This window comes from Methylobacterium jeotgali (assembly GCF_022179345.1).
In the GTDB taxonomy this organism is placed as follows: domain Bacteria; phylum Pseudomonadota; class Alphaproteobacteria; order Rhizobiales; family Beijerinckiaceae; genus Methylobacterium; species Methylobacterium jeotgali.
Genome location: NZ_BPQR01000046.1, coordinates 56,513 through 76,859, shown reverse-complemented (window position 1 = coordinate 76,859; position 20,347 = coordinate 56,513). Strand labels below are relative to the sequence as shown.

Here is a 20,347-nt window from a genome sequence, read left to right as displayed (position 1 = left end):
CGCTCGGCGACGCCGTCGAGGGGCTCGCGCAGGTAGCCGGCCTCGTCCACGGCGTCGATCAGGAAGCCGCCGATCAACCGCTCGACGGGATCGCGGGTGGCGAGCTCGAGCTGCGTGGCGAGATGCTCGCGCAAGGAGGTCTCGGCGGTGAGCGAGGCCTCGAAATCTGGCTCCTCGCCGTCGAAGCTGCCGCCGGTGCCGCCATAGGGGGGCGGGGTGAGCGCCAGGCTGTCGCCGACACCCTCCTCCGCCCGCGCGCTCGTCGGCTGCTCCTCGGCGAAGACGTTGTCGAGGCGGGTGTCGATGTCGGTGGCGATCTCGCCGTTGCCGGGGTTCATCTCGGGGGCGGTCCAGCCCTCGCCCTCGCCGTCGAAATCGGCCTCGAACGCGTCGCCCTCGGCGGAGCCTTCGGACGGCCCCTCCCCCGAGGGCGCTTCGGGCCCCTCGCCCTCGATCCGCTCGAGCAGCGGGTTGCGCTCCAGCTCGGCATCCACGTAGGCGGCGAGGTCGAGCTGGGAGAGCTGCAGGAGCTTGATCGCCTGCAGGAGCTGCGGCGTCATCACCAGGGCCTGACCCTGGCGCATCTCCAGCCGTTGCAGCAGGCTCATCGCGGTTTGCCCCGAACCCTCGTGAAAGGAGACCCCCTCATCGGGGTCCCGGCAAGATCGCCTCAGCGCTCTCCGGCGCTCGGCACAAGTCTTGCATTCATTTTCGAGGTCGGTCTAGCCCCCGCCGCCGCGCCGCGTCAAAACGTGCTGAACGCTTCGAGACGGCGCCGGGGGTGTTGCGCGGCCGGCACGATTCTGGCGCCGGCCGGTGAAGGAAGGCTTATCCCGCCTTCCCCCTCCGTCAGTTCAGGACGACGACCTTGGTGCCGACGTTGACGCGGCCGAACAGGTCGATGGCGTCCTGGTTGATCATGCGGATGCAGCCCGACGAGACGCTTCGGCCAATCGACTCCGGCTCGAGCGTGCCGTGGATGCGGTAGAGCGTGTCCTTGTTGTCCTGCCAGAGATACATGGCGCGGGCGCCCAGCGGATTGCGGGTGCCGCCGGGGACGCCGACGCCGCTCTGGAGCTTCTCGACCTGGCCGGCGAGGTCGGGCCGGCGGGCGATCATCTCCTTGGGCGGATACCAGTCGGGCCAGGCCTGCTTCGAGTTGACCGTCGAGACGCCCGACCACGAGAATCCCTGCTTGCCGACGCCGACGCCGTAGCGGCGGGCGCGCCCGTTGGCCTGCACGAGGTAGAGGTGGTGGGCCTTCGGGTCGACCACGATGGTGCCGGGCTCGTAGCGGCCGCTATAGGCCACCTCCTGCCGGAGGAAGTTGGGGTTGGCCTTCTTCCAGTTGAAGGCGGCGACAGGGAACGGGTCGTCGGTGATGGCGGCGTAGGCCTTGGCGTAGTCGATCGGGCCGTCGTCCACGGGACGGTTGAGGGCGGCCTTCATCTCCGGGCGCTCGGCGGGCACGGAGCGCTGCTCGGGGAGCCTCGGGTCGGGCACCGCGGCGCGGGGGCGCAGCGCGTCCGGGTCGGGGCCGACCGGGCGGCCGCCCTCGACGGCGCCGCCCCACGGCACGTACTGCCCGCCCCGGCGGCGGTAGAGGGCGCCGGCCTCGTCCCGGTAAAGGCGGTCGTCGTCGTAGCCGCCGTAAGCGCCTTCCGCCCGCACGCCCTGCGCCCCGGCGGGCGCGGGCAGGGCGGCGAGCCCGGCGCCGAGCGCGAGCGGCAGGGCGAGAAGCGCGGCGGCGCGCAGGGCGCGTGCGCGTCCGGTCGGGAGCGTCATCGTCGAAACGGGCATCGTCGTCATGGGTGCGGTCGGTCCCCGGGTGGCGCCCGCACGGAAATCGGGCGCCGCGTCCCCTTGGCTCCGGCTCCTAGCAAGAATCCGGCGCGGCCGTCATCCGTGCGCCCTGCCCGGTTCGTGTCCCCGCGGCAACGGGGCGAACGAATCGCGCACGGATCACGGAGATTTCGCCGGGCCGCGCCCGGCCGGACACGCCCGCGCCGGGCTTCAGAACAGCGTCTCGTAGGCGACGCGGGGGTAGGAGGTGAGGTGACTGTCCGGCGTCGCGTTGAGGATGGTGACGCCCGCCCGGTCGCACCAGAGCTTGGCGTAGTCGTAGGCGGTCTCCGACCAGGCGGTCCGGGGCGGCACGAAGATCTTGTTGGTCACGTACTTGTCGGTGAAGTGGGTGGCACCCGTGGCGGTGTTGCCCTCCCAGTAGTCCCAGCCGAGCTTCGAGCGGCGCTGGAGGTCGCGCATCGGCGTGGTCAGCGCCGGGTTGACGAAGGCCTCGTCGTTGCCGCGCCGCTTCACCCGCGCGATCGGGTAGTTGTGGTCGACGCCGATCAGCACGATCGGGTCGCAGCCCATCAGCGCGGCGATCTGGATCAGGGTGATCGTCACCGTGAAGCTCATGAACAGCGCGTTCGGCCGCTCTCCGAAATGGGGGAAGCGCAGCCACTGCTCGCCGAAGGCCGCGTCGGAGGCGATCTCGCAGGGGCAGGCGTTCGCGACCTTGAGAAAGTGCAGGTACTCGAAGGGGAAGAACTTCACCGAGTCCCGGTCGATGCCCTCCTCGTACTCCTCCTTGTACATCTCGATCTGGAGCCGGTCGGAGATGCCCCAGTAGCGGAACGGGAAGCCCCAGTCCTCGTAGCCGAGGAAGCTGCGGTTCGAGCCGAAGGTGAGCTCGTCCTTGAGGAGCCGCATGTCGATGCGCCGGAGCGAGGGCCCGTTGCCGACGATGAAGGCGCGCTCGCCCCGGTGGCGCCCCTTGAACCCGTCGAGGAGGTGGGGGATCTCGCTGATCCGTTCCGAGCCGTCCCGGTCGAGGAAGCGGAATCGGCGAAGACCAAGCCCGTGCAGCACCCGCACGGCGGGGAGCTGCGCGTTGAAGGCGGGCGCCGCCTCGTTGTTGCGGAACACCATCGGGAAGGGGGTGCTGGTGGCGCAGATCACCGCCTCGGCGCCGGGGGCGGCGGCCTCCGCCATCAGGCCGCGGAGCGCCGCGCCCTCGGGATGGGCGGGCGTCTCGGGCAGGAGATGGGCGGTGAGCCCGAAGCGGGCGGCGAGCGCGGCGGCGCTCGGCATGCCTCCGGCGCGGGCGAGGACGCGCACCGGCCCGCCGCCCTCGCGGCCGAGGAGGCGCACCAGGGCGCCGGCCGCGATGTCGGCATCGCCCGGCTCTACGGTGACGAAGGTGGTCGCCGAGGTGGGCATGATGGGTTCGCGGCTCATCGGGTGAACAGCACGGCGTGGACGGCGAGGCCGACGAGGCGCTCGGGCCTCTCGGCGCCGGGCTCGGGCATGGTGTGGTCGAGGCGGATGTCGATGCGCAGGCCGCGGGTGTCGGCCGGCGCGGGCGTGATCGGGCCGCTCAGCGCCGTCAGCCCCTCGGGCAGGCCGGGAGCGTCAGCGGGGCCGGCCTCGACCGGCACGGGTTGCCCGTCGACGGAGACCCGCACCCGGCCGGCGAGCGCCGCCGGCACGGGCCTGGCCAGGACGAGGCTGATCCTCCTGGCCCCCTCGGGGACCGCGCCGTAGAGGATGGCGGAGGAGGGCTCGGGGCCGCTCCAGCGGTAGACGAGCCGCCCGTCCACGTCCGGCGGGTGAAAGCCGAGGGTACCCGCGCCGATTCCGAGCACCAGCGGCCGGTCGAGATGCGCGGCGGGCGCGGCGGCCATCGCCTCCTCGGCGCGGCTCGGCGCGCTCTTCTCCTGAGGCTTCGTCATGCCGGGACCGGGGCTTCGAGAACGGTGTGGAGGCGCGCGGGGGCGGAAACGTCCGCGGCGGCCTCCGTAAGATCGGGGGCCTCGGCCGGGGTCAGCGCCGCCTCGACGGTGAGGGCGCCGGGGGAGGCCTCCAGCGGCGTCAGGCTCCCGTCCGCGGCGAGCGCCAGCACCGGGAGGCCGAGCGCCCGCGCCAGGGCCGGCAGGCCGGAGCGCTCGGGAGCGGGCACGATCAGCGCTGCGCCGGGCTGCCGCGCCAGGGGCCGCAGCGCCCCGGCGAAGGTGATCGCCAGCCCGTCCGGCAGGCCGGCGGCCCGCCGGATCGCGGCCTCGTCGGCGAGCGGGGGGGCATCGACCACCGCCGCCGGCTTCGGCCCGCCGAGGGCGTCGAGGGCGGCGCGCTCGGCCTCGCCGAGCGGCACCGTGGCGTCGAGGAGGATCGGCGCGGCGTCTTCCTGCAGGTCGAGGCTCGGCCAGGGGCGGAAGGCCTCGCGCAGCGCCGCCTCCGAGGCGTCGACCACCCGCGCGTCGAGATCGGGCACCAGGGCCTTGAGGGTGGCGGCGCGGGCAGCGTCCGCCGTCCAGAGCTCCAGGGGCCGGTGGGCGAGCCCGGCGAGATGTCCCGCCAGGGTCTCCGCCGGCTCGCCGCCGTCGAGGATGCGGCCGGGGCGGCGGCCGTCGACCGAAGCGAGGGCGCCCGTGGCCGCGGCGGAGTCGACCACGAAGCCCTCGACGGAGGGCTGCCCGGCGAGACGCCCGAGGACGTCGGCGAGCTTCGTACGCCCGGTCGGGTCGTGGAGCGGGCTCAGCGGATTCACGAGCAGGAGCCCGTCGGCGAGGGCCTGCCAGGCGGGCCACTCCTCCAGCAGGGCGTGGGGGTTGCCGTGGAGCACGGCGAGCACGCGGCGTCCCTGCGCGCGGATCGCGGCGATCAGCGCCCGCGTCCGCAGGCCGGCGACCGTCGTGAACAGGTCCGTCCGCTCCACGACGAGCACGGTGACGTCTGGCGCCCCGGTCTCCAGCATGCCGGCGGGCATCGCCTCCGCGTCGGCGCCGAAGGGGGCCTCCGCCCGGCTCGTCGGGGTGAGCGTGCCGGAGAGGCTCTCCACTACCTCCTCGCCGTAGCAGAGGTCGATCCGCCAGGGCGTCGAAGGGTCCACCGGCCCCTGCGTGCGGCCGGTGAAGAAGAAGCCCGGATAGACGTCGCCGTAGGCGCGGTTCTGCTCGAACACCGAGATGTTGAGCCGGTCCGGCGCGCCCTCGCCGAGGAACTCGTCGCCGAGATGGAAGCGCATGGCGTCGATGCGGGGCCGCGCCAGCACCGTGCCCTCGAACTCGACCACCCGGTACTCGTCGAGCGTGACGCGGCGGACCTTGAGGATGCGCGGCAGCCCGGCGGGCGGGCAGGGCGCGGCGAGCGCCGGATCGACCGCCGGCGGCGGGGCGGCCGGGTGGATCGCCGCCTTGGCGGTGAGCGCCTGGGCGCCCTCGCCCTTGGTGTAGGCGACGATGGTCATCAGCCCGTGGCTGGCCTTGGCATCCGCCAGCGGGTGGGGGGCATGGCCGGCGAAGCCGGGATCCTGGAGCGGGAACTCGGCGATCTGCGGCTCCACGTCCTTGCGCGGCCGGCCGTAGCGGGACCAGACGGGGCGGCCGTCGAGGAACAGGTCGACCCGCTCCAGCGGCGGGGCGTTGCCGGCGATCCAGCCATGCAGCACCGTGCTCTCGGGCTCGGCGTTGAGGCGGAATCCCCCGGCGCGCAAGAGCTTCGGCGGCAGCTTGCCGCGCTTCACGGCGCTGTCCTTGGCCTTGAAGCTGCGCTCCGTCCAGTCGAGCAGGGTGCCTTCTTGCGCGAACAGGAAGGCCTCGACCAGGACCGTGCCCTTGGCGGCGTCCTCGACGCCGGCGAAGGGCGCCATCAGGGCGAAGCCCGTGTCGGGCCGGCCGACCCAGGGCTTGGTCTTGAGGGTGTCCGGTCGGTCGATGCCGAGGAAGGCGCGGCCCGCATGCCGCCCGTCGATGAACAGCTCGACCCGGCCGAGATCGACGAAGGGCGTCCAGCCGCGCACATGGGCGAAGCCCTCGTTGTCGAGGGCCAGCGAGGAGAGATGGACCAGCGGCGGGTTCGGCCGCCGCGCCCGCTTCCCCGGCGGCTCGGAGAGCGCGCCCTCGTCGCCCCGCGGGGTCGCGCAGTAGCGCTCCAGGGCGCCGCGCGCCGCCTGCCCGCAGGCCAGGATGTCGGAGACCGAGGCGACCACCGCTGGCAGGGCATCGCCGACGCTCTCGGGCGCGGCCAGCACCTCGCGGATGCGGGTGCGCAGGGCGCCGATGTCGCCGACGGGGGCGGAATGGAGCGCGTCGGCGCAGACCTCGCGGAACACCGGCAGGTCGTAGCAGACGCACGGGGTGCCGCAGGAGAGCGCCTCGATCGGCGGGATGCCGTAGCCCTCGAAACGGGACGGGTAGAGCAGGAAGCGCGCGCGCTTCAGCTCGATGAACTTCTGCGCGTCGCTGACGAGGTGCTTGATCTCGAGGCTCAGGCCGTAGCGCTCCGCGGCGGCGAGCGCGGCCCGGTGGTAGCCGGCGTCCAGCGTCTTGCTGCCGACGATCATCACCAGGGTGAAGCCGGCGAGATCCTCGGAGAGGGCGTCGAGCACGTCCTGCCCGCCCTTGTGGGGGTCGAGCGCGCGGATGAAGGTGACGATCCGGTTCTCGCGCCGCTGGGGCGAGACGGTCTCCAGCGCCCGCAGGTTGATGGGCTGGTGCCAGTAGTCGAACGCCGTCCGTTCCGGATGGTCGACGTAGTAGCTCTGCGCGTAGCGCATCGACTCGGCGGAGTTCGAGAGGATCAGGCAGCCGTCCTCGGTGGCCGCCCGCCACTGGCGCCACATGCCCTCGTCGCGGGCCACGGGCGCGAAGGCGTTGAACCAGTTCGGCGTCTCGAAATTGAAGAGCGCCAGCCGCGCCCCCCGGCGCCGGGCGAAGCCGCGGGTGCCGTAGTAGAACAGGAAGTTGTCGGCCTGGGTCGGCACCAGGAGCACCACGTCGAAGCGGCCCTCGGGCAGGCCATCGTGGAAGTCCTTGGTCAGGGCGAGGTGGACGAGCGACGGGTAGGAGAAGCTCAGGAGCTCGTCGTAGAAGACCGGCTTGTTGTTGGTGACGTAGTGGACCTCGCAGCCCGCCCGCGCGAGGCAGTGGGCGAGCAGCAGCGAGGCGAGGCGCCCGCCCCCGTAGGTGGCACCGTCGTTCGTCACGAACACCGCGACCCGCAGGCCCGGCGCGAGGGTCTGATCGATCGTCTCGGCCATGCTCAGCGTCCCGCGAAGGCGACGCGCCCGCCCGTGAAGCCGAACCGCGCCAGGCTCCCGGCCAGGGGCCGGTCGTGGGCGCGGGCGGCGTCGATCAGGACGCGGGCGCAGTCGAGATGGGCGGCGAGCGCCAGCATCGCGTCGAAGGGGTGGGTGACGGAAACGCCCGCCGGGAGCCCGTCGCCGGTCTCCTCCTCGCCGGTGACGAGGCGGTCGTAGCCGGTCACGTCGGTGGGACGGCCGGCGAAGCGGGCGTCGGTGGCGGGCGCCAGCGTGGCGAGGCGACCCCGGCGGGCATCGTCGGGCCCGGTCAGCTCGACGGCGTCGGCCGGCGCGTCCCGGCCTCCGACGAGGAGCAGGAGGTCGGCCCCGTGCCGCTCGCCGTCCTCGCCGATCCGCGCGACGAGGCCGGCGCCGGTGCCGGCGAGCCCCGCGAGGCGGCGCAGCTCCGCCGGTCTCGCCTGAGGCAGGAGGGGCAGGGGTTCGAGGCCGAGGCCGGCGGCGTCCTCCATCAGGGCGCGGCAGCGGGCGCGATCGGGCTCGGCGACGACGACCGTCCGGACGCCCGAGAGCGGGGCCCGCTCCAACCCGCTGCCGGGCAGGCCAAACACCGCCTCGGCGCCGACGATCCGGGCGCAGGCCGTCGCGACCGGATCGCCGGGCCGGACCGCGCCGGGCAGGAGCACCCCGACCGGGTCGTGTCCGGCGCGGGCCGCGAGGGTGGCGGCAAGCGCACGGGCGACGAAGGTCGCGTAGCCGGCGCTCCAGCGCTCGTCCCCGGCCTCGGCGCCGCCCGCGAACAGGCTCGGGGGGCGGATCGGCCGGGGCGCCGAGGGGCGCAGGGCGCCCGCACCGAGGACCCGCCGCGCCGCCTCGCGCAGGCGCGCGGCGGCAGGCTCGTCGAGGGGGCCGCCAGTGAGGGGCAGGTCGGCCGCGTCGGCGGAGAGGTCGCTCGCCACGGGCAGGCCGGCGGCCCGCGCGGCGGCGCGCAGGGCTTGGCCCTCCGGGCCGGCATCCGAGCCGATCACGAGCGCCCGCGCCTCCCGCAGAAGACGGTGGGCGCGCAGGAAGGAGGTCTCGGCGCTCAGGCGCGTCACGCGGGCCTCACCCGCGAGGCCGTCCAGCGCCGCGGCGGCGGCCTCGCCGACGGCGAGCACGGTTTCCCCGTGGGAGGCCGGCGCCGGCGCGAGGCCCGCACCGGGGGGCAGCACCTCGACCGCGTGACCGGGCAGCAGCGCCTCGGCGGCGTGGGCGAGGTCGCGGCTCGGGACCAGCACCGGGATGCCGGCGAGCCCGGCGCGCACCAGGGTCTCGAGCTTGCGCCGCGCCACCGGCGCCGCGATCAGCCGGGGCGCGTCGAGGCCGGCCCGGTCGAGGAGGAACAGGCGCCGCGACCCGGCGAGCGGACGCACCAGGGCGAGGGCACCGGGGTCGGCGGCCACGACGAGATCCGGCCGCATCTCACGGACGAGCCGCGCCACCGCCTCCTTGAGGCGGGCGTCCGGGGCGGGGAGCTGCCAGGGGGTGTCGGGCTCGTCCTCGGGCGTCGCCGCGTCGAGATGGTGGAGGGTGCCGGCAAGCGTCAGCAGGACGCGCACGCTGCGGGCGAAGGAGGTCGCCGCGCCGACATGCAGCAGCGCGACGGCGTGGCCGGCGGCATCGAGCCCGGCGGCCGCGTCGGCCGCGGGCAGGAAGGCGGGGTAGGGGCCGAGCGGGTCGCGGGTGGTCACGACGAGCGCACCGCCGAGCGTGCGCGCCATCTTCGGATCGGCCGCGCGGGTCGCCGTCCGGTCCGCGATCCGCGCGGCCGAGGTCTCGCCGATCCGCCCGCTCGGCGTCACCGGGCGGCCGTCGAGGCGCCATTCGCCGCCGCGCCGGCCCGCGAAACCGGCCCGATAGGCCTCGAAGGTGCCGTCGGGCGAGATCAGCGCTCCTTCGGCGAGGGATACGGCGCTCCCACCGACGGCCAGCTCGGGCCCCCGGCCGTCGGCGGCGTGCCCGAAGATGCGCAGGACGCCCTCTTCGTCGAGGCTCAGTTCGGCGAGCTCAAAGGCCACGGATGCGACGGTCTCCGGGAAAGGCCGGCGGCCGCGAGGATGGCCTCGCCGCCTCCTTCGAGACGGCGCGGAAGCATCCCGATGCCTGCCGGGGCGGGTCTGCGGGGCGTCGCCGCCGGCGGGAGCCGGTGGCGCGATGGCGGAAGGATCAAGAAGCGTGCCGCACGCGGGTCGCGGGGGCGGGATCGGCCGTCTAGGGGCGTCCGGCCGGGGTCGGACACCGGGAGAGCAATATTGGATCCGGCTTAATAAAGTCTCGCAAAGCACAGCCCCCCTGCCGCGGTCGCGGATCGATTAGCGGCGCGGGCCGATGCGAACAAGAGGGAAGACGAGGCCGTCCCGGCAGGAATCGAGCGTCCCGATTCGCAAATCGAGGGCGATCCGAGCGGCCTCACTGACACGTGAAACGGGCGTCGCGAACCTCAGGTTGCCAATCAGGCCGGCCCGGAAGGGATGGTCGGGAGCCGGCTATCCCCGATCAACACACCTCGGAGAGGCCCTGATCGTAGAGATAGGCGTCGATCGCCGCCTCGACCGAGCCGGCGAGAGGATGCTGCTCCTTCGGCAACGCGAAGTAGTACCACGGTGCGCCGCGCACGTGCCAGTCGTCGGGGCCGAACTTGAACCCGAGCACGTCGTAGAGGTCGTAGCCGAACTTCTTGAACAGCCCGAAGAAGTCCTCGCGGGAGTAGGCATAGTCTTGCGCCGACTGTCCGCGCCCGTTCTCGAAGGCGAGGATCGGCCGGTAGCGCAGCAGCAGCCGCTCGGCGCCCTTGAAGGCGTGGTACTCGGCGCCCTCCACATCCGCCTTGACGAAGGAGAGGCGCGTGATGCCCTCGGCGGGCACGATCTCGTCGATGCGCTGCACGGGCACCGTGATCGCCGTCGTCGTGACCCGCTCGCGGATCGCGTCCGGTATGCGCTCGACGAGGCCGCTCATGCCGAGCGCCCCGTCCTGGATGAAGTAGGTCGCCTCGCGCGCTCCGTCGCTGACCGCCGTCTCGTGGATCGTGACGCGGTCTTCGACGCCGGCTTTGGCCAGCGCCCGGCGCAGGTGGATCAGGGCGACGGGCAGGGGCTCGAACGCATGGACGCGGCCGCTCGGCCCGACGAGCTCGGCGAAGGGCACCGTGTGCTCGCCGACATGGGCGCCGAGATCGAGGACGGTGTCGCCGCGCCCGACATGGACCCGGCTGACGGTCCGCAGCAGGTCCTCGTAGATGCGGCCGTGCTCGCCCACCGGACGGGCCTGCGCCAGGGCGGCATAGGCCGTCTTCTTCTGCTCGATCTGCGCCGCGCGCATCGCTTCTTCCCTTCGGCGGCCGCCCGACCCGCCAACCTGACGTTGGAAGAGCCGGTTTGACCGGTCAAGGACGCAGGATTACCGCACCGTTCACCGGCCGTACAATCGGCGTCGCGCTTCATTCCGCCCTCTTTCGAAGAGGCGGGCCGGCGCATCCGAACCCGGCCGCACCGGAAGGTTTCGATCGGTGAACGTCCTGTGAGCGCCCTTCCCGTCTCCGCCGCCCTGGCCCGCTTCGGGCTCGGCGCCCGGCCCGGCAGCCTCGCCGCGGCGGGGCGCGACCCGCGCGGCCTGTTCGAGGCGGAGATGGCCGCGCCCGGCGCCGGCCTCCTCGCCGACCCGGCGCTGCCCGACGGCACCGCGAGCCTCGCCGCGCTCTACGCCTACGAGCGCACCGTGCGCGAGGCCGCCAAGGCGAGCCCGATGACGAGCGGGATGGCGAGCCCGGCGGCCTCCGCCGACGGCGCGATGGCGGCGCCGCGCGGCATGGCGGCCTCGGAGCCGGCGATGGAGGTGCCCAAGGGCCCCCAAGGATCCCAGGGGCCCGCCAAGGACGCCGCGAAGGAGCCGCCGAAGGAGCAGCCCCTCCCCACCCGGATGCACTGGGCCGAGGTCTCCGCGCGGCTCGCCCACCTGACCACCGGCGAGGGGACGGCCGGCGGCTTCGTCGAGCGCCTCGTCCGGTTCTGGACGAACCACTTCGCCGTCTCGACCCTCAAGGGGGGTCCGGTGCGGGTGCTCTCCGGCCCCTTCGAGCGGGAGGCGATCCGCCCGCACGTGCTCGGCCGCTTCGCCGACATGCTGCGGGCCGTCGAGACGCATCCGGCGATGCTGCTCTTCCTCGACAGCACCCTCTCGCTCGGGCCCGATTCGCCCGCCGGCCGCAACCGGCGGCGGGGGCTCAACGAGAACCTCGCCCGCGAGATCATGGAGCTGCACACGCTGGGCGTCGGCCACTACGCGCAAGCCGACGTCACCGCGCTCTCGGGCCTCATCACCGGCTGGACGGTCTCGGGCGCCGACGGCAAGCTCGCGCCGCCGGGCGCCTTCTTCTTCAACCCGAACTGGCACCAGCCCGGCCCCCTCACGGTGCTCGGCCGGACGTATCCGGAGCCCGGCTTCCAGCGCGGGGTCGACGCCCTCGACGCGCTCGCCCGCAACCCGGCGACCGCCGACTTCGTCGCCCTGAAGCTCGCCCGGCACTTCGTGGCCGACGTGCCGCCCCCGGCCCTCGTCGGGCGGCTCGCCAGGACCTTTCGCGACACCGGCGGCGACCTGCGCGCCGTGAGCCTCGCGCTGCTCGCCGCCCCCGAGGCCTGGGATCCCGCGGCAAGGAAAATCCGCAGCCCCTGGGAGTTCGTGGTCGCGGCCCTGCGCCTGCCCGGCGGGTTCGCCAGCGACCTGCGCCCGAACGCCTTCCTCGCCAACCTGACGGCGCTCGGAGAGCCCCTGTGGTCGCCGGCGGGGCCCAACGGCTTCCCCGATACCCTCGACCACTGGGCCTCCCCCGAGGGCATGAAGACCCGCCTCGACATCGCCGCCAAGCTCGCCGCGCGGGTGCAGGCCGATCCGGGCGGCATCACCGAGACCGCCTTCAGCCAGGGCGCCCTCTCCGACGAGAGCCGCCACGCGCTGGCCTTCGCGGAGAGCCGCCAGCAGGCGGCCGCGATCCTCCTGATGTCCCCCGAGTTCCAGCGCCGCTGAGCCCTTCGAAGATGCACGGACGAGAGCCATGACCGACCTGTGCGAGCACGCGCCGACCCGCCGCGCCCTTCTGGGCACCGCGGGCGCCCTCTTCGCCTGGAGCCTGATGCCGCGCATGGCCTCGGCGGCGGGGGCGCGCGATTCCCGCTTCGTTTGCATCGTGCTGCGGGGCGCCATGGACGGGCTCTCGGCCGTCGCGCCGGTCGGCGATCCGGCCTATGGGCCCTTGCGCGAGTCGATCGCCCTGAACGGCGAGACCGGCGCCCCGAGCCTCGACGGCTTCTTCGCCCTGCACCCGGCCATGCCGAACCTCGCCCGGCTCTACCGGGGCGGCCAGGCGAGCGTGATTCACGCCGTCGCCACGGGCTACCGGGAGCGCTCCCACTTCGACGGGCAGGACGTGCTGGAGAGCGGCCAGCCCGGCCCCGGCCGCACCCAGAGCGGCTGGCTCAACCGCCTCGCCCAGGCGCTGCCCGCCGGCGAGCGGGTCCGCCCGTCCGGCGGGGCGGGCGGCGCCGACCTCCTCGGCGTCGGGGTGACGCCGCCGCTCGTGGTGCGGGGGCAGGCCCCCGTCTACGGATGGGCGCCGCCGATGATCGCGCGGGCCAACGACGAGACCGTGCGGCGCGTCCTCGACCTCTACGCCGCCCGCGACCCGCTGCTCGCCTCCCGCCTGCGCGAGGGGCTCGACACCGAGCGCCTCGCCTCCACGCAAGGCGGCGCGATGAAGATGCAGGGCAATGCCGGCACCCCGGACGGGATGCGCCGCATCGCCGAGGGCGCCGCGCGACTTCTCGCCACCGACGACGGCCCGCGCCTCGCCGCGCTCGCCTTCGACGGCTGGGACACCCACGCCCAGGAGGGCGGCGCCACGGGGCGCCTCGCCAAGCTGCTCGGGGGGCTCGACGACGCGCTCAGTGCCTTCGAGACCGGCCTCGGACCCCGCTGGCGGGACACCGCGATCCTCGTCGTCACCGAGTTCGGGCGCACCGCCCGCGTCAACGGCACGGTCGGCACCGACCACGGCACCGGCACCGTCGCCTTCCTCGCCGGCGGGCGCGTGAAGGGCGGGCGGGTCGTCGCCGACTGGCCGGGCCTTTCGGCCCAGGCGCTCTACGAGGGGCGCGACCTCGCCCCGACCACGGACCTGCGCGGGGTGATGAAAGGGCTGTTCGAGGAGATGTTCTCCGTCTCCGACGCCACCCTGTCGCGCGATGTGTTCCCCGGCACGGCGGGCATCAGGCCGCTGCGCGGATTGCTCGCCTGAGGCCGCCGCTGCGATTGCCCCGGCCCGCGACCTGCGGCATGACGATTCGCGGCGGCCGGGAGAATCCCGTCGGATTTTCAAGATATGCCGGGCCGGGGAGCGACCGAAGACAGATCATGAGCCCCGAGACCGTCGCGATCCTCTGGCAGGTCGCCCTCGAAGACCACAAGCTGCTCGGCCGCCTCTCGGAGGAGATCATCGAGCGCTTCTACCGCACCTGGGTGAGGCCCGGCGACCGGGTGGTCGATGTCGGCGCCAATGTCGGCCGCCACTTCTTCCCACTGGCCGAATGCGTCGGACCTGAAGGCGCGCTCACCGGCTTCGAGCCGATCCCCGAGCTCGGCCGCGGCATCGCCGAGCGCATCGAGACGCTCGGCCTGGGTCCGAACGTGCGCCTCGTGGCCAAGGCCGTCTCGGATGCGCCCTCGCGGGCGACCTTCTACCAGGTCGACGAGGCGCCCGCCCTCTCGGGGCTCAAGAAGCGCACCGACCTCGATGCCGGCATGAACGTGCGCGACTACGAGACCGAGGTGACCACCGTCGACGCGGAGTTTGCCGGCCAGCCGATCCGTTTCATGAAGTTCGACGTCGAGGGCGCCGAGTTCCACGCCTTCCGCGGCAGCGCCGGGGTGATGCGGCAGGCCCGTCCCGTCATCGCCTACGAGGACGGCCGCGGGCGCAGCGCCCGCACCTACGGCTACGAGATGCGCGAGTTCTACGCCTTCTTCGAGGGCCTGGACTATTCGATCGTCGACGTGTTCGGCTTCCGCACCGACATCGCCATGAACAAGTACCCCGGTCCGTGGAACTTCTTCGCCGTGCCGAACGACCAGTTCGAGGAGGCCCGCACGGCCATCGTCCACGCCAACATGGTCGCGATCTGGAGCGAGCTCAGGAAGCGCGGCGGCTGAGCCCGCTCGCAGCCGCCTCCCCCGGACGACCCATTTCGCCATCGCCCCGGCGCCCCTATGTTCCCCCGGAACGTGAAGAGGAGGGACGCCATGAGCGAGGCCGTCACGCCGGAACCGCCTGAGGCCGCCACCGCCGACCACGCGGGCGCCGACGGCACGCCGCTGCGCGTCACCGCGACCCCCGCCGCGCTCGCCCTCATCGCGGAGCTGCGCGCCGAGTACGGCCCGGTGATGTTCCACCAGTCGGGCGGCTGCTGCGACGGCTCCTCGCCGATGTGCTACCCGGTGGGCGATTTCATCATCAGCGACGGCGACGTGCGCCTCGGCGAAGTCGGCTGCGCCGAGTTCTTCATCAGCCGTTCCCAGTTCGCCGTCTGGCGCCACACCCACATCCTCCTCGACGTGGTCCCCGGCCGCGGCGGCATGTTCTCCCTGGAGAACGGCCGCGAGAAACGCTTCCACATCCGCTCGCGGCTGTTCTCGGAGGCGGAGAACAGGGCGCTGGAGGGGGCGTGCCGGGTTTGAGAGCGCCCGCGGACGCATCGGCGACGCTCGATCGCTTCCAGGCCGCCGCTCGGCCGGCCCCGACGGATGCGGCCGAAAAATTCTCGCCGCGCCTGCATCCGCACCGCATCCTCGCGGCTAACGCTCCCGATGCCGCCGGTGCGGCAGACGGGAGTCTTTCATGACGAAGAACATCCTCGCGGCGGGCACGATCCTGGCCGGTACGGTTCTCGGGGCGAGCGGCGCCCGGGCCGAGACGGTCGCGGCTCTCGTCGGCGACGCGACGCTTGCCCATATCGATACCGCGGCCGGGAAGGTGGTCAAGACCGTCACGGTCGGCGGCATCACAGGCAAGGTTCTGGGCATCGACGTGCGTCCGGCCGACGGCCTGCTCTACGCCGTGATCTCCGACGGCAGCGTCGTCACGATCGATCCGGCGACCGGAAAGGCCACGCCGAAGTCGAAGCTCGACACGATGCTGCCGGCCGGCGTGGTGGCGACCGTCGACTTCAACCCGGTCGCCGATCGGCTGCGCGTCATCGGCTCCGACGGCACCAACCTGCGGGCGAACGTCGACGACGGGAAGGTCACCAAGGACGGTGGGCTCAAGTTCGCCGAGACAGACGGGATGAAGGGCAAGATCCCGAAGGTCGTGGCTGGCGCCTACACCAACTCCATGAAGGGCACGAAGGAGACGGTGCTGTACGACATCGACGCGTCCGGCGTGCTGCTGAAGCAGGCGCCGCCGAACGACGGCATCCTCAACACGGTCGGCACGCTCGGCATCTCCGGCGAAGGCGTCGCGTTCGACATCCTGTCGGACGGCAAGGGCGGCAACCAAGCCTGGGCCATGTCCGGCGACATGCTGTACAAGGTGGACCTCGCGACGGGTAAGGGCGAGGCGGCCGGCAAGATCTCCGGCGTCTCCGGCGCGGTCCGCGACATCGCGATCCTACCGGCGATGTAGCCTGGCCGGGAACCGATCCCCCGCCGCGCCCGACAAGCGCGGCGGGGCCCTCTCCGCGACCGGCAGCGTCGCCGACCCCGGAGCGAGAATGGGCGTCTTCGATCACGCGGCGGAGCTCGAGGCCTGCGCCCGCCGCGACGTCTCCGCGCTGCGCCGGCTCTACGAGAGGGAGGCGGGCTTCCTGCTGGCGGTGGCTTTGCGGATCGTGCGCCGTCGCGAGGTCGCGGCGGACGTGATCCACGACAGCTTCCTCGACATCTGGGAGCGGGCCGGCAGCTTCGACCGCGAGAAGGGCGCTGCGCGCGCCTGGATCGCCAGCATCGTCCGCTACCGCGCCTTGAAGCATGCCCGTCGGGCAGGGCGCGAGGTCGAGCCGGCCGCATCCGAGCTGGAGGCCGACGAGGCGCCCGACCCGCTCGCGAGGCTGGAGGCGAGCCAGGACGCGGCACGGCTGCGGGTGTGCCTCGCCCGGCTCGAGCCGGAGCGGCGCCAAGCGATCGTTCTCGCCTACACGGACGGGCTGTCTCACGCAGAGATCGCGAGCCGCCTCGGCGCGCCGCTCGGAACGGTCAAGGCCTGGATCCGCCGCAGCCTTCTGGCGCTGAAGGAGTGCCTGTCATGATCCCCAGCGCGCCTGACGACCGCGACGTCCTCGCCGGCGAGTACGTGCTCGGCCTGCTCGACGCGGACACGGTCCGCGAGGTCGAGCGCGCGATGGGCACGGACGCCGATCTCCGCGACAGGGTCGCCTACTGGGAGACGAGGCTGCTGGCCCTGTCCGAGGGCCTCGCGCCGGAGGCGGACGATCCCGCGCTCTGGGCTCGGATCGAGCGTGACGTCGCGGCGCTTCGGCAGCGGCGCGCGGCGGCGCCGGCACCCGAACGCAGCGTCCGGCGGCTCTGGCGCAGCGCTCCCTTCTGGCGCGGAGCCACGGCGCTCGCAACGGCGGCGGCGATCCTGCTCGCCGTGCTTCCCGGCGGCGTCGGGCAGCCGTCGGAGAGCGCGACGCGCTTCTACGCGCTGCTTCAGAGCCGCGACGATTCCGGAGCCGAGAGCGGTCCGGGGTGGCTGATCCAGGTCGCCGAGGACGGCACGGTCCGCTCGATCCCGCTCGCCAGCGTCGCGCCCGGCCGGGGCCGCGCGCTCCAGCTCTGGACCCTCTGGGACCAAGCGCGTGGGCCGGTCTCGCTCGGCGTGCTGCCGCCCGGCGGCTCGGTGCGGCTACCGCCGGAGCGGCTCGGAACGATCGGGTCCGGACAGCTCTTCGAGATCACCCTCGAGCCGGAAGCGGGCTCCCCCACCGGCCGGCCGACCGGCCGCATCCTGTTCATCGGTCGGGCGAGCGCGCCGCCGACGCGAGCGCTGTAGTCGGACGAGGCGACCGCATCACAGCATCGCCCCCGCGTTCAACCGCCCCTCCGGGTCCAGCGCCCGCTTGATCGCGCCCACCAGCGTCAGCCGGGTCGGGTCGGCGTAGCGCTCCAGAAGGTCGCGCTTGAAGCGGCCGATGCCGTACTCGGCGCTGTAGCTTCCGCCGAGATCGCGGGCGATTTCGTAGACCGTGTGGGCGACGCCCTCGTTGACCTCATGGGTAAAGGCGACGCGCTCGCGGCCTTCGGGGACGAGCAGGTTGTAGTGCAGGTTGCCGTCCCCGACATGGCCGTAGAAGGAGAGGCGCACCTCCGGCATTTTTCGCGCGAGCTCGGCGCCAGCCCGTTCGAGGAAGGTCGCGAGCGCGGAGACGGGGAGCGCGATGTCGAGCTTCACCGAGCCGCCGGCCGCCTTCTCGCCCTCCGGGATGGTCTCGCGGATCGCCCAGAACGCCCGGCGCTGGCTCTCGGACTGCGCCAGCACCGCGTCCTCCACGTATCCGGCCTCCATCAGCCCTTCGAGGCAGGCGAGCAACAATTCCTCCAGGGGGATGCGCTCGATCGAGGCGGAGAGCTCGATGAGGAGCGCGCCCCCCGATCCCGCCGCGACCCCGAGCGCGCCGCCGCGCATCCGCTCGACGAGAGCGAGCGAGTTTCCCGAGATCAGCTCGAAGGTCGAGACGAGGTCGGCGGTCTCCCGGCGCAGGCGCGCGGCGATCTCGGGGAGCGGCGCGCCCTCGGCCAGCGACACCCAGGCCGTCGCGCGATAATCCTGGGACGGCCACAGCTTCAGAACCACCCCGGTGACGATGCCGAGCGTGCCCTCGCTGCCGACGAAGAGCTGCTTCACGTCGGTGCCGACGTTGTTCTTGCGTAAGCTGCGCATGTCGCCGAACAGCGAGCCGTCCGCCAGCACCGCCTCGATGCCGAGCACCAGGTCGCGGGCCATGCCGTAGCGCAGCACCTGGAGACCGCCGGCATTGGTGCCGAGATTGCCCCCGAGGCGGCAGCTTCCCTCCGAGCCGAGGCTCAAGGGGAGGAGCAGCCCGTGCTCGGCCGCGGCGGCTTGCGCCTGCGCCAGGATCATCCCGGCGTCGCATTCCATGGTGAAGTTGAGCGGGTCGATGGAGCGTAAGGACGCCAGCCGCTCCAGGCTGACCACGAGCTGGCGCCGGCCGGGCTCCGGCGTCGCGCCGCCGACATAGCCGGTGTTGCCCCCCTGCGGCACGATCCCGAACCCGAGCCGACCGGCCAGCCGCACGACCTCCTGGACCTCAGCGACGCTGCGGGGGCGCAGCACCGCCGGCGTCTCGCCCCGCATCAGCCCGCGATGATCGAGCACGTAGGGCTCGGTCTCGCCCGCCTCGCTGAGCACGCCGCCGTGGCCGAGAGCCTCGCGGAACGGGTCGAGATCGGTCTCTGGCATCAGCGGGGCGCGGGCGGGTTGGCGGGCGGAGCCGGGGGCTCGGCCGCGGGGGGCGGGGAGGGCGGAGCCGCCGCGTCGGCGGGCAGCAGCAGGTTGCGGGCGACGGTTCCCTCCTTGCCATACTCCGCGTCGATGGCCACGCACGAGCGGGCCCGGTCGCGGGCCATCTCGTTCGACATCAGTGCGAACATCGTCTGCACCCGCGCCCCGAACGGCCCGCGCGGGCTCACATCGCGGCTCGTGGTGCTCTGCTTGGCGAGGAGCGCCTCGAACTGGTCGGTGTCGATGCGGTAGCCGCAGACGTTCGAGGCGGCGAAGACGTAGGCCGCGAACTCGAGCGCCCGCGGGCCCGGCGCGTTGCGGATCTGGGCCTGCGCCGCGCCCGCCAGGAGCAGCGTGGCGCCCGCGACCGCGAGCCGGGTGAGGGTGGAACGAGACATCGGGGGCGTCCTCCGTGGGCGGCCGTCATGCAGCGCGGCCCGCCTTCTTGGGAACCGCACAGTGAGCCCTGCCCCGCCCGGTGGCAATCGCGCCTGGAGCGGGGGCGATGCACAGGCATCCACAACCCTCGGTAGTCTACGCGGGCGCGAGGCGGCGGCGCCGGCTCTAATCTACCGACAACAGTCTTCGCCTGAACCCGAACGGCCTCTCGGCCGACGAAATCAAGAGATCGTGACAATTCGATCGATTCTTTGAGCCGGGCCTCAAGTCGGGCCGCTGAAGGATACCACCGATCCGACGCGGATCCGGACCCCGCCATGCCCCATCTCGCGCAAGACCTGCTCTCGGCCGATCCCGACGCCCTCGCCCGCCTGCGGACCCTCCTGCACGGAGAGACGCCGCCCGCCTCGGCCCCGGACCCGGCGGAGCGCTTCGGCGCGGCGGCCGGCCTGCCGATGAGCGACGCGGCGCCTGCACCGAAGCCCACGACACGGCGTCCCCGCAGGCGCCGGGCCCTGGTGACGCCCTGAGGCGCTCAGGCGTGGGCGATCCAGCCGCGCCAGGTGAAGGCCGCGAAGAACAGGGTCGCGTCGTGGAACCCCGCCTCGTCCAGGATCGCCGCATCCGCCTCCGGGCTCAGCATCTGCACGCTCGCGGCGACCGCGGCGCGGGCCGTCTCCGCCTGCTCCGGATCGGCGCCGGAGGCGACCGCGTAGGCGGCGTAGCGTTGCAGCCAGAGGTCCCGCTCAGCCCCCTGCGGGAAGCTGCCATGGGCGGCGACGAACGGCGCGCCGGGGCGAAGCCGCTCGCGGATCGCCCGCAGGGTGTCGCGGCGCTCCGGGGCCTTCAGGAAATGCAGGGTCAGCAGGCAGGTCGCGGCATCGAAGGGGCCAAGCTCCGAGGAACTCCGCGGGGCGGCGTCGATGTAACCTTCGATCAAGGTCACCCGTGCCATATGATCGCCGAGCAGGCGCTCGGCCGCCTGCAGCATCTCGGCCGACGGATCGACGCCGACGAAGGTCCAGCCCGGATGCGCGTCCGCCAGAGCCTTGAGTTCGAGCCCCCCGCCCGCGCCGAGCACGAGCACCCGTGCGTCTTTCGGCGCCCGCTCGGCGAGCAGGATCGCGGTCATCCGGTGCAGGCTCTCGAAGCCCGGCACGTAGCGCCGGGGCCCTTCCGCGTAGCGCGCCACCACCTCCGGATCGGAGAAGCCCTTCAGGAAGTGCTCCGATCCGAGATCATGCCCTTGCGCCGCGCCGTCCCCGCCATCCGCCATCGCATCCTCTCCCGCAGGCGCCGCAACGCGCGCGGCCACGCTCGCCAGTTGGTGGCGCCGCGCCCCGGCCACAACCACG

The 20,347-nt window shown here is 73.3% G+C and carries 18 protein-coding genes; 8 read left to right on the top strand and 10 right to left on the bottom strand.

The features are described from left to right. The 7 genes from MFF04_RS14480 to MFF04_RS14450 form a co-directional block, all read right to left on the bottom strand. Positions 1–608, bottom strand: a 608-nt coding sequence (locus tag MFF04_RS14480; RefSeq protein WP_444543505.1) for an RNA polymerase factor sigma-54, incomplete at its 3' end; no start/stop codon positions are given. Between the two features lie 241 nt (positions 609–849). Next, positions 850–1,785, bottom strand: a complete 936-nt coding sequence (locus tag MFF04_RS14475) for a L,D-transpeptidase (protein ID WP_287031964.1) — start codon at positions 1,783–1,785, stop codon at positions 850–852. Positions 1,786–2,013: 228 nt separating this feature from the next. Next, the gene (locus MFF04_RS14470) at positions 2,014–3,225 is read right to left on the bottom strand and encodes a 6-hydroxymethylpterin diphosphokinase MptE-like protein (RefSeq protein ID WP_238276772.1); all 1,212 of its coding nucleotides are present in this window, start codon (positions 3,223–3,225) and stop codon (positions 2,014–2,016) included. 14 nt (positions 3,226–3,239) lie between these two features. Beyond that, positions 3,240–3,737, bottom strand: a complete 498-nt coding sequence (locus MFF04_RS14465) for a hypothetical protein (protein WP_238276770.1) — start codon at positions 3,735–3,737, stop codon at positions 3,240–3,242. Then, complete coding sequence (locus MFF04_RS14460; protein WP_238276768.1) at positions 3,734–7,042, bottom strand: glycosyltransferase; 3,309 nt, start codon at positions 7,040–7,042, stop codon at positions 3,734–3,736. Before MFF04_RS14460 ends, MFF04_RS14465 begins: the two co-directional genes overlap by 4 nt. A gap of 2 nt (positions 7,043–7,044) precedes the next feature. Then, on the bottom strand, positions 7,045–9,099 hold the full coding sequence (locus tag MFF04_RS14455; protein ID WP_238276766.1) for a hypothetical protein: 2,055 nt from the start codon (positions 9,097–9,099) through the stop codon (positions 7,045–7,047). Between the two features lie 478 nt (positions 9,100–9,577). Next, complete coding sequence (locus tag MFF04_RS14450) at positions 9,578–10,402, bottom strand: FkbM family methyltransferase (protein WP_238276764.1); 825 nt, start codon at positions 10,400–10,402, stop codon at positions 9,578–9,580. 198 nt (positions 10,403–10,600) lie between these two features. Here MFF04_RS14450 and MFF04_RS14445 point away from each other — a divergent pair, with 198 nt between their 5' ends. The 7 genes from MFF04_RS14445 to MFF04_RS14415 all read left to right on the top strand — a co-directional run bounded on the left by MFF04_RS14445 (position 10,601) and on the right by MFF04_RS14415 (position 17,123). Further along, positions 10,601–12,106 carry a DUF1800 domain-containing protein gene (locus tag MFF04_RS14445; RefSeq protein WP_238276763.1) on the top strand — a complete coding sequence of 502 codons (1,506 nt, stop codon included), beginning with the start codon at positions 10,601–10,603 and terminating at the stop codon, positions 12,104–12,106. A gap of 28 nt (positions 12,107–12,134) precedes the next feature. Beyond that, positions 12,135–13,373 carry a DUF1501 domain-containing protein gene (locus MFF04_RS14440; protein WP_238276761.1) on the top strand — a complete coding sequence of 413 codons (1,239 nt, stop codon included), beginning with the start codon at positions 12,135–12,137 and terminating at the stop codon, positions 13,371–13,373. 116 nt (positions 13,374–13,489) lie between these two features. Continuing rightward, positions 13,490–14,284, top strand: coding sequence for an FkbM family methyltransferase (locus MFF04_RS14435; RefSeq protein ID WP_238276759.1), 795 nt, complete (start codon positions 13,490–13,492; stop codon positions 14,282–14,284). Between the two features lie 90 nt (positions 14,285–14,374). Beyond that, positions 14,375–14,809, top strand: a complete 435-nt coding sequence (locus MFF04_RS14430) for a DUF779 domain-containing protein (protein WP_238276757.1) — start codon at positions 14,375–14,377, stop codon at positions 14,807–14,809. A 160-nt stretch (positions 14,810–14,969) separates the two neighbouring features. Then, positions 14,970–15,755: a DUF4394 domain-containing protein gene (locus MFF04_RS14425; protein ID WP_238276755.1), complete on the top strand. Its 786-nt coding sequence runs from the start codon at positions 14,970–14,972 to the stop codon at positions 15,753–15,755. Positions 15,756–15,843: 88 nt separating this feature from the next. Then, on the top strand, positions 15,844–16,377 hold the full coding sequence (locus MFF04_RS14420) for a sigma-70 family RNA polymerase sigma factor (protein ID WP_238276753.1): 534 nt from the start codon (positions 15,844–15,846) through the stop codon (positions 16,375–16,377). Next, positions 16,374–17,123: an anti-sigma factor gene (locus MFF04_RS14415; protein ID WP_238276751.1), complete on the top strand. Its 750-nt coding sequence runs from the start codon at positions 16,374–16,376 to the stop codon at positions 17,121–17,123. Before MFF04_RS14420 ends, MFF04_RS14415 begins: the two co-directional genes overlap by 4 nt. Before the next feature lie 18 nt (positions 17,124–17,141). Here the strand turns inward: MFF04_RS14415 and MFF04_RS14410 are convergent, their stop codons facing one another. After that, the gene (locus MFF04_RS14410; RefSeq protein WP_238276750.1) at positions 17,142–18,551 is read right to left on the bottom strand and encodes an FAD-binding oxidoreductase; all 1,410 of its coding nucleotides are present in this window, start codon (positions 18,549–18,551) and stop codon (positions 17,142–17,144) included. Continuing rightward, positions 18,551–18,991, bottom strand: a complete 441-nt coding sequence (locus tag MFF04_RS14405) for a hypothetical protein (RefSeq protein WP_238276749.1) — start codon at positions 18,989–18,991, stop codon at positions 18,551–18,553. Before MFF04_RS14405 ends, MFF04_RS14410 begins: the two co-directional genes overlap by 1 nt. 318 nt (positions 18,992–19,309) lie before the next feature. On the opposite strand from MFF04_RS14405, the gene MFF04_RS14400 reads away from it, so the two are divergent. Then, on the top strand, positions 19,310–19,522 hold the full coding sequence (locus MFF04_RS14400; protein WP_238276748.1) for a hypothetical protein: 213 nt from the start codon (positions 19,310–19,312) through the stop codon (positions 19,520–19,522). A gap of 5 nt (positions 19,523–19,527) precedes the next feature. Here the strand turns inward: MFF04_RS14400 and MFF04_RS14395 are convergent, their stop codons facing one another. Then, complete coding sequence (locus tag MFF04_RS14395; RefSeq protein ID WP_238276747.1) at positions 19,528–20,268, bottom strand: class I SAM-dependent methyltransferase; 741 nt, start codon at positions 20,266–20,268, stop codon at positions 19,528–19,530. Positions 20,269–20,347: the final 79 nt, after the last annotated feature.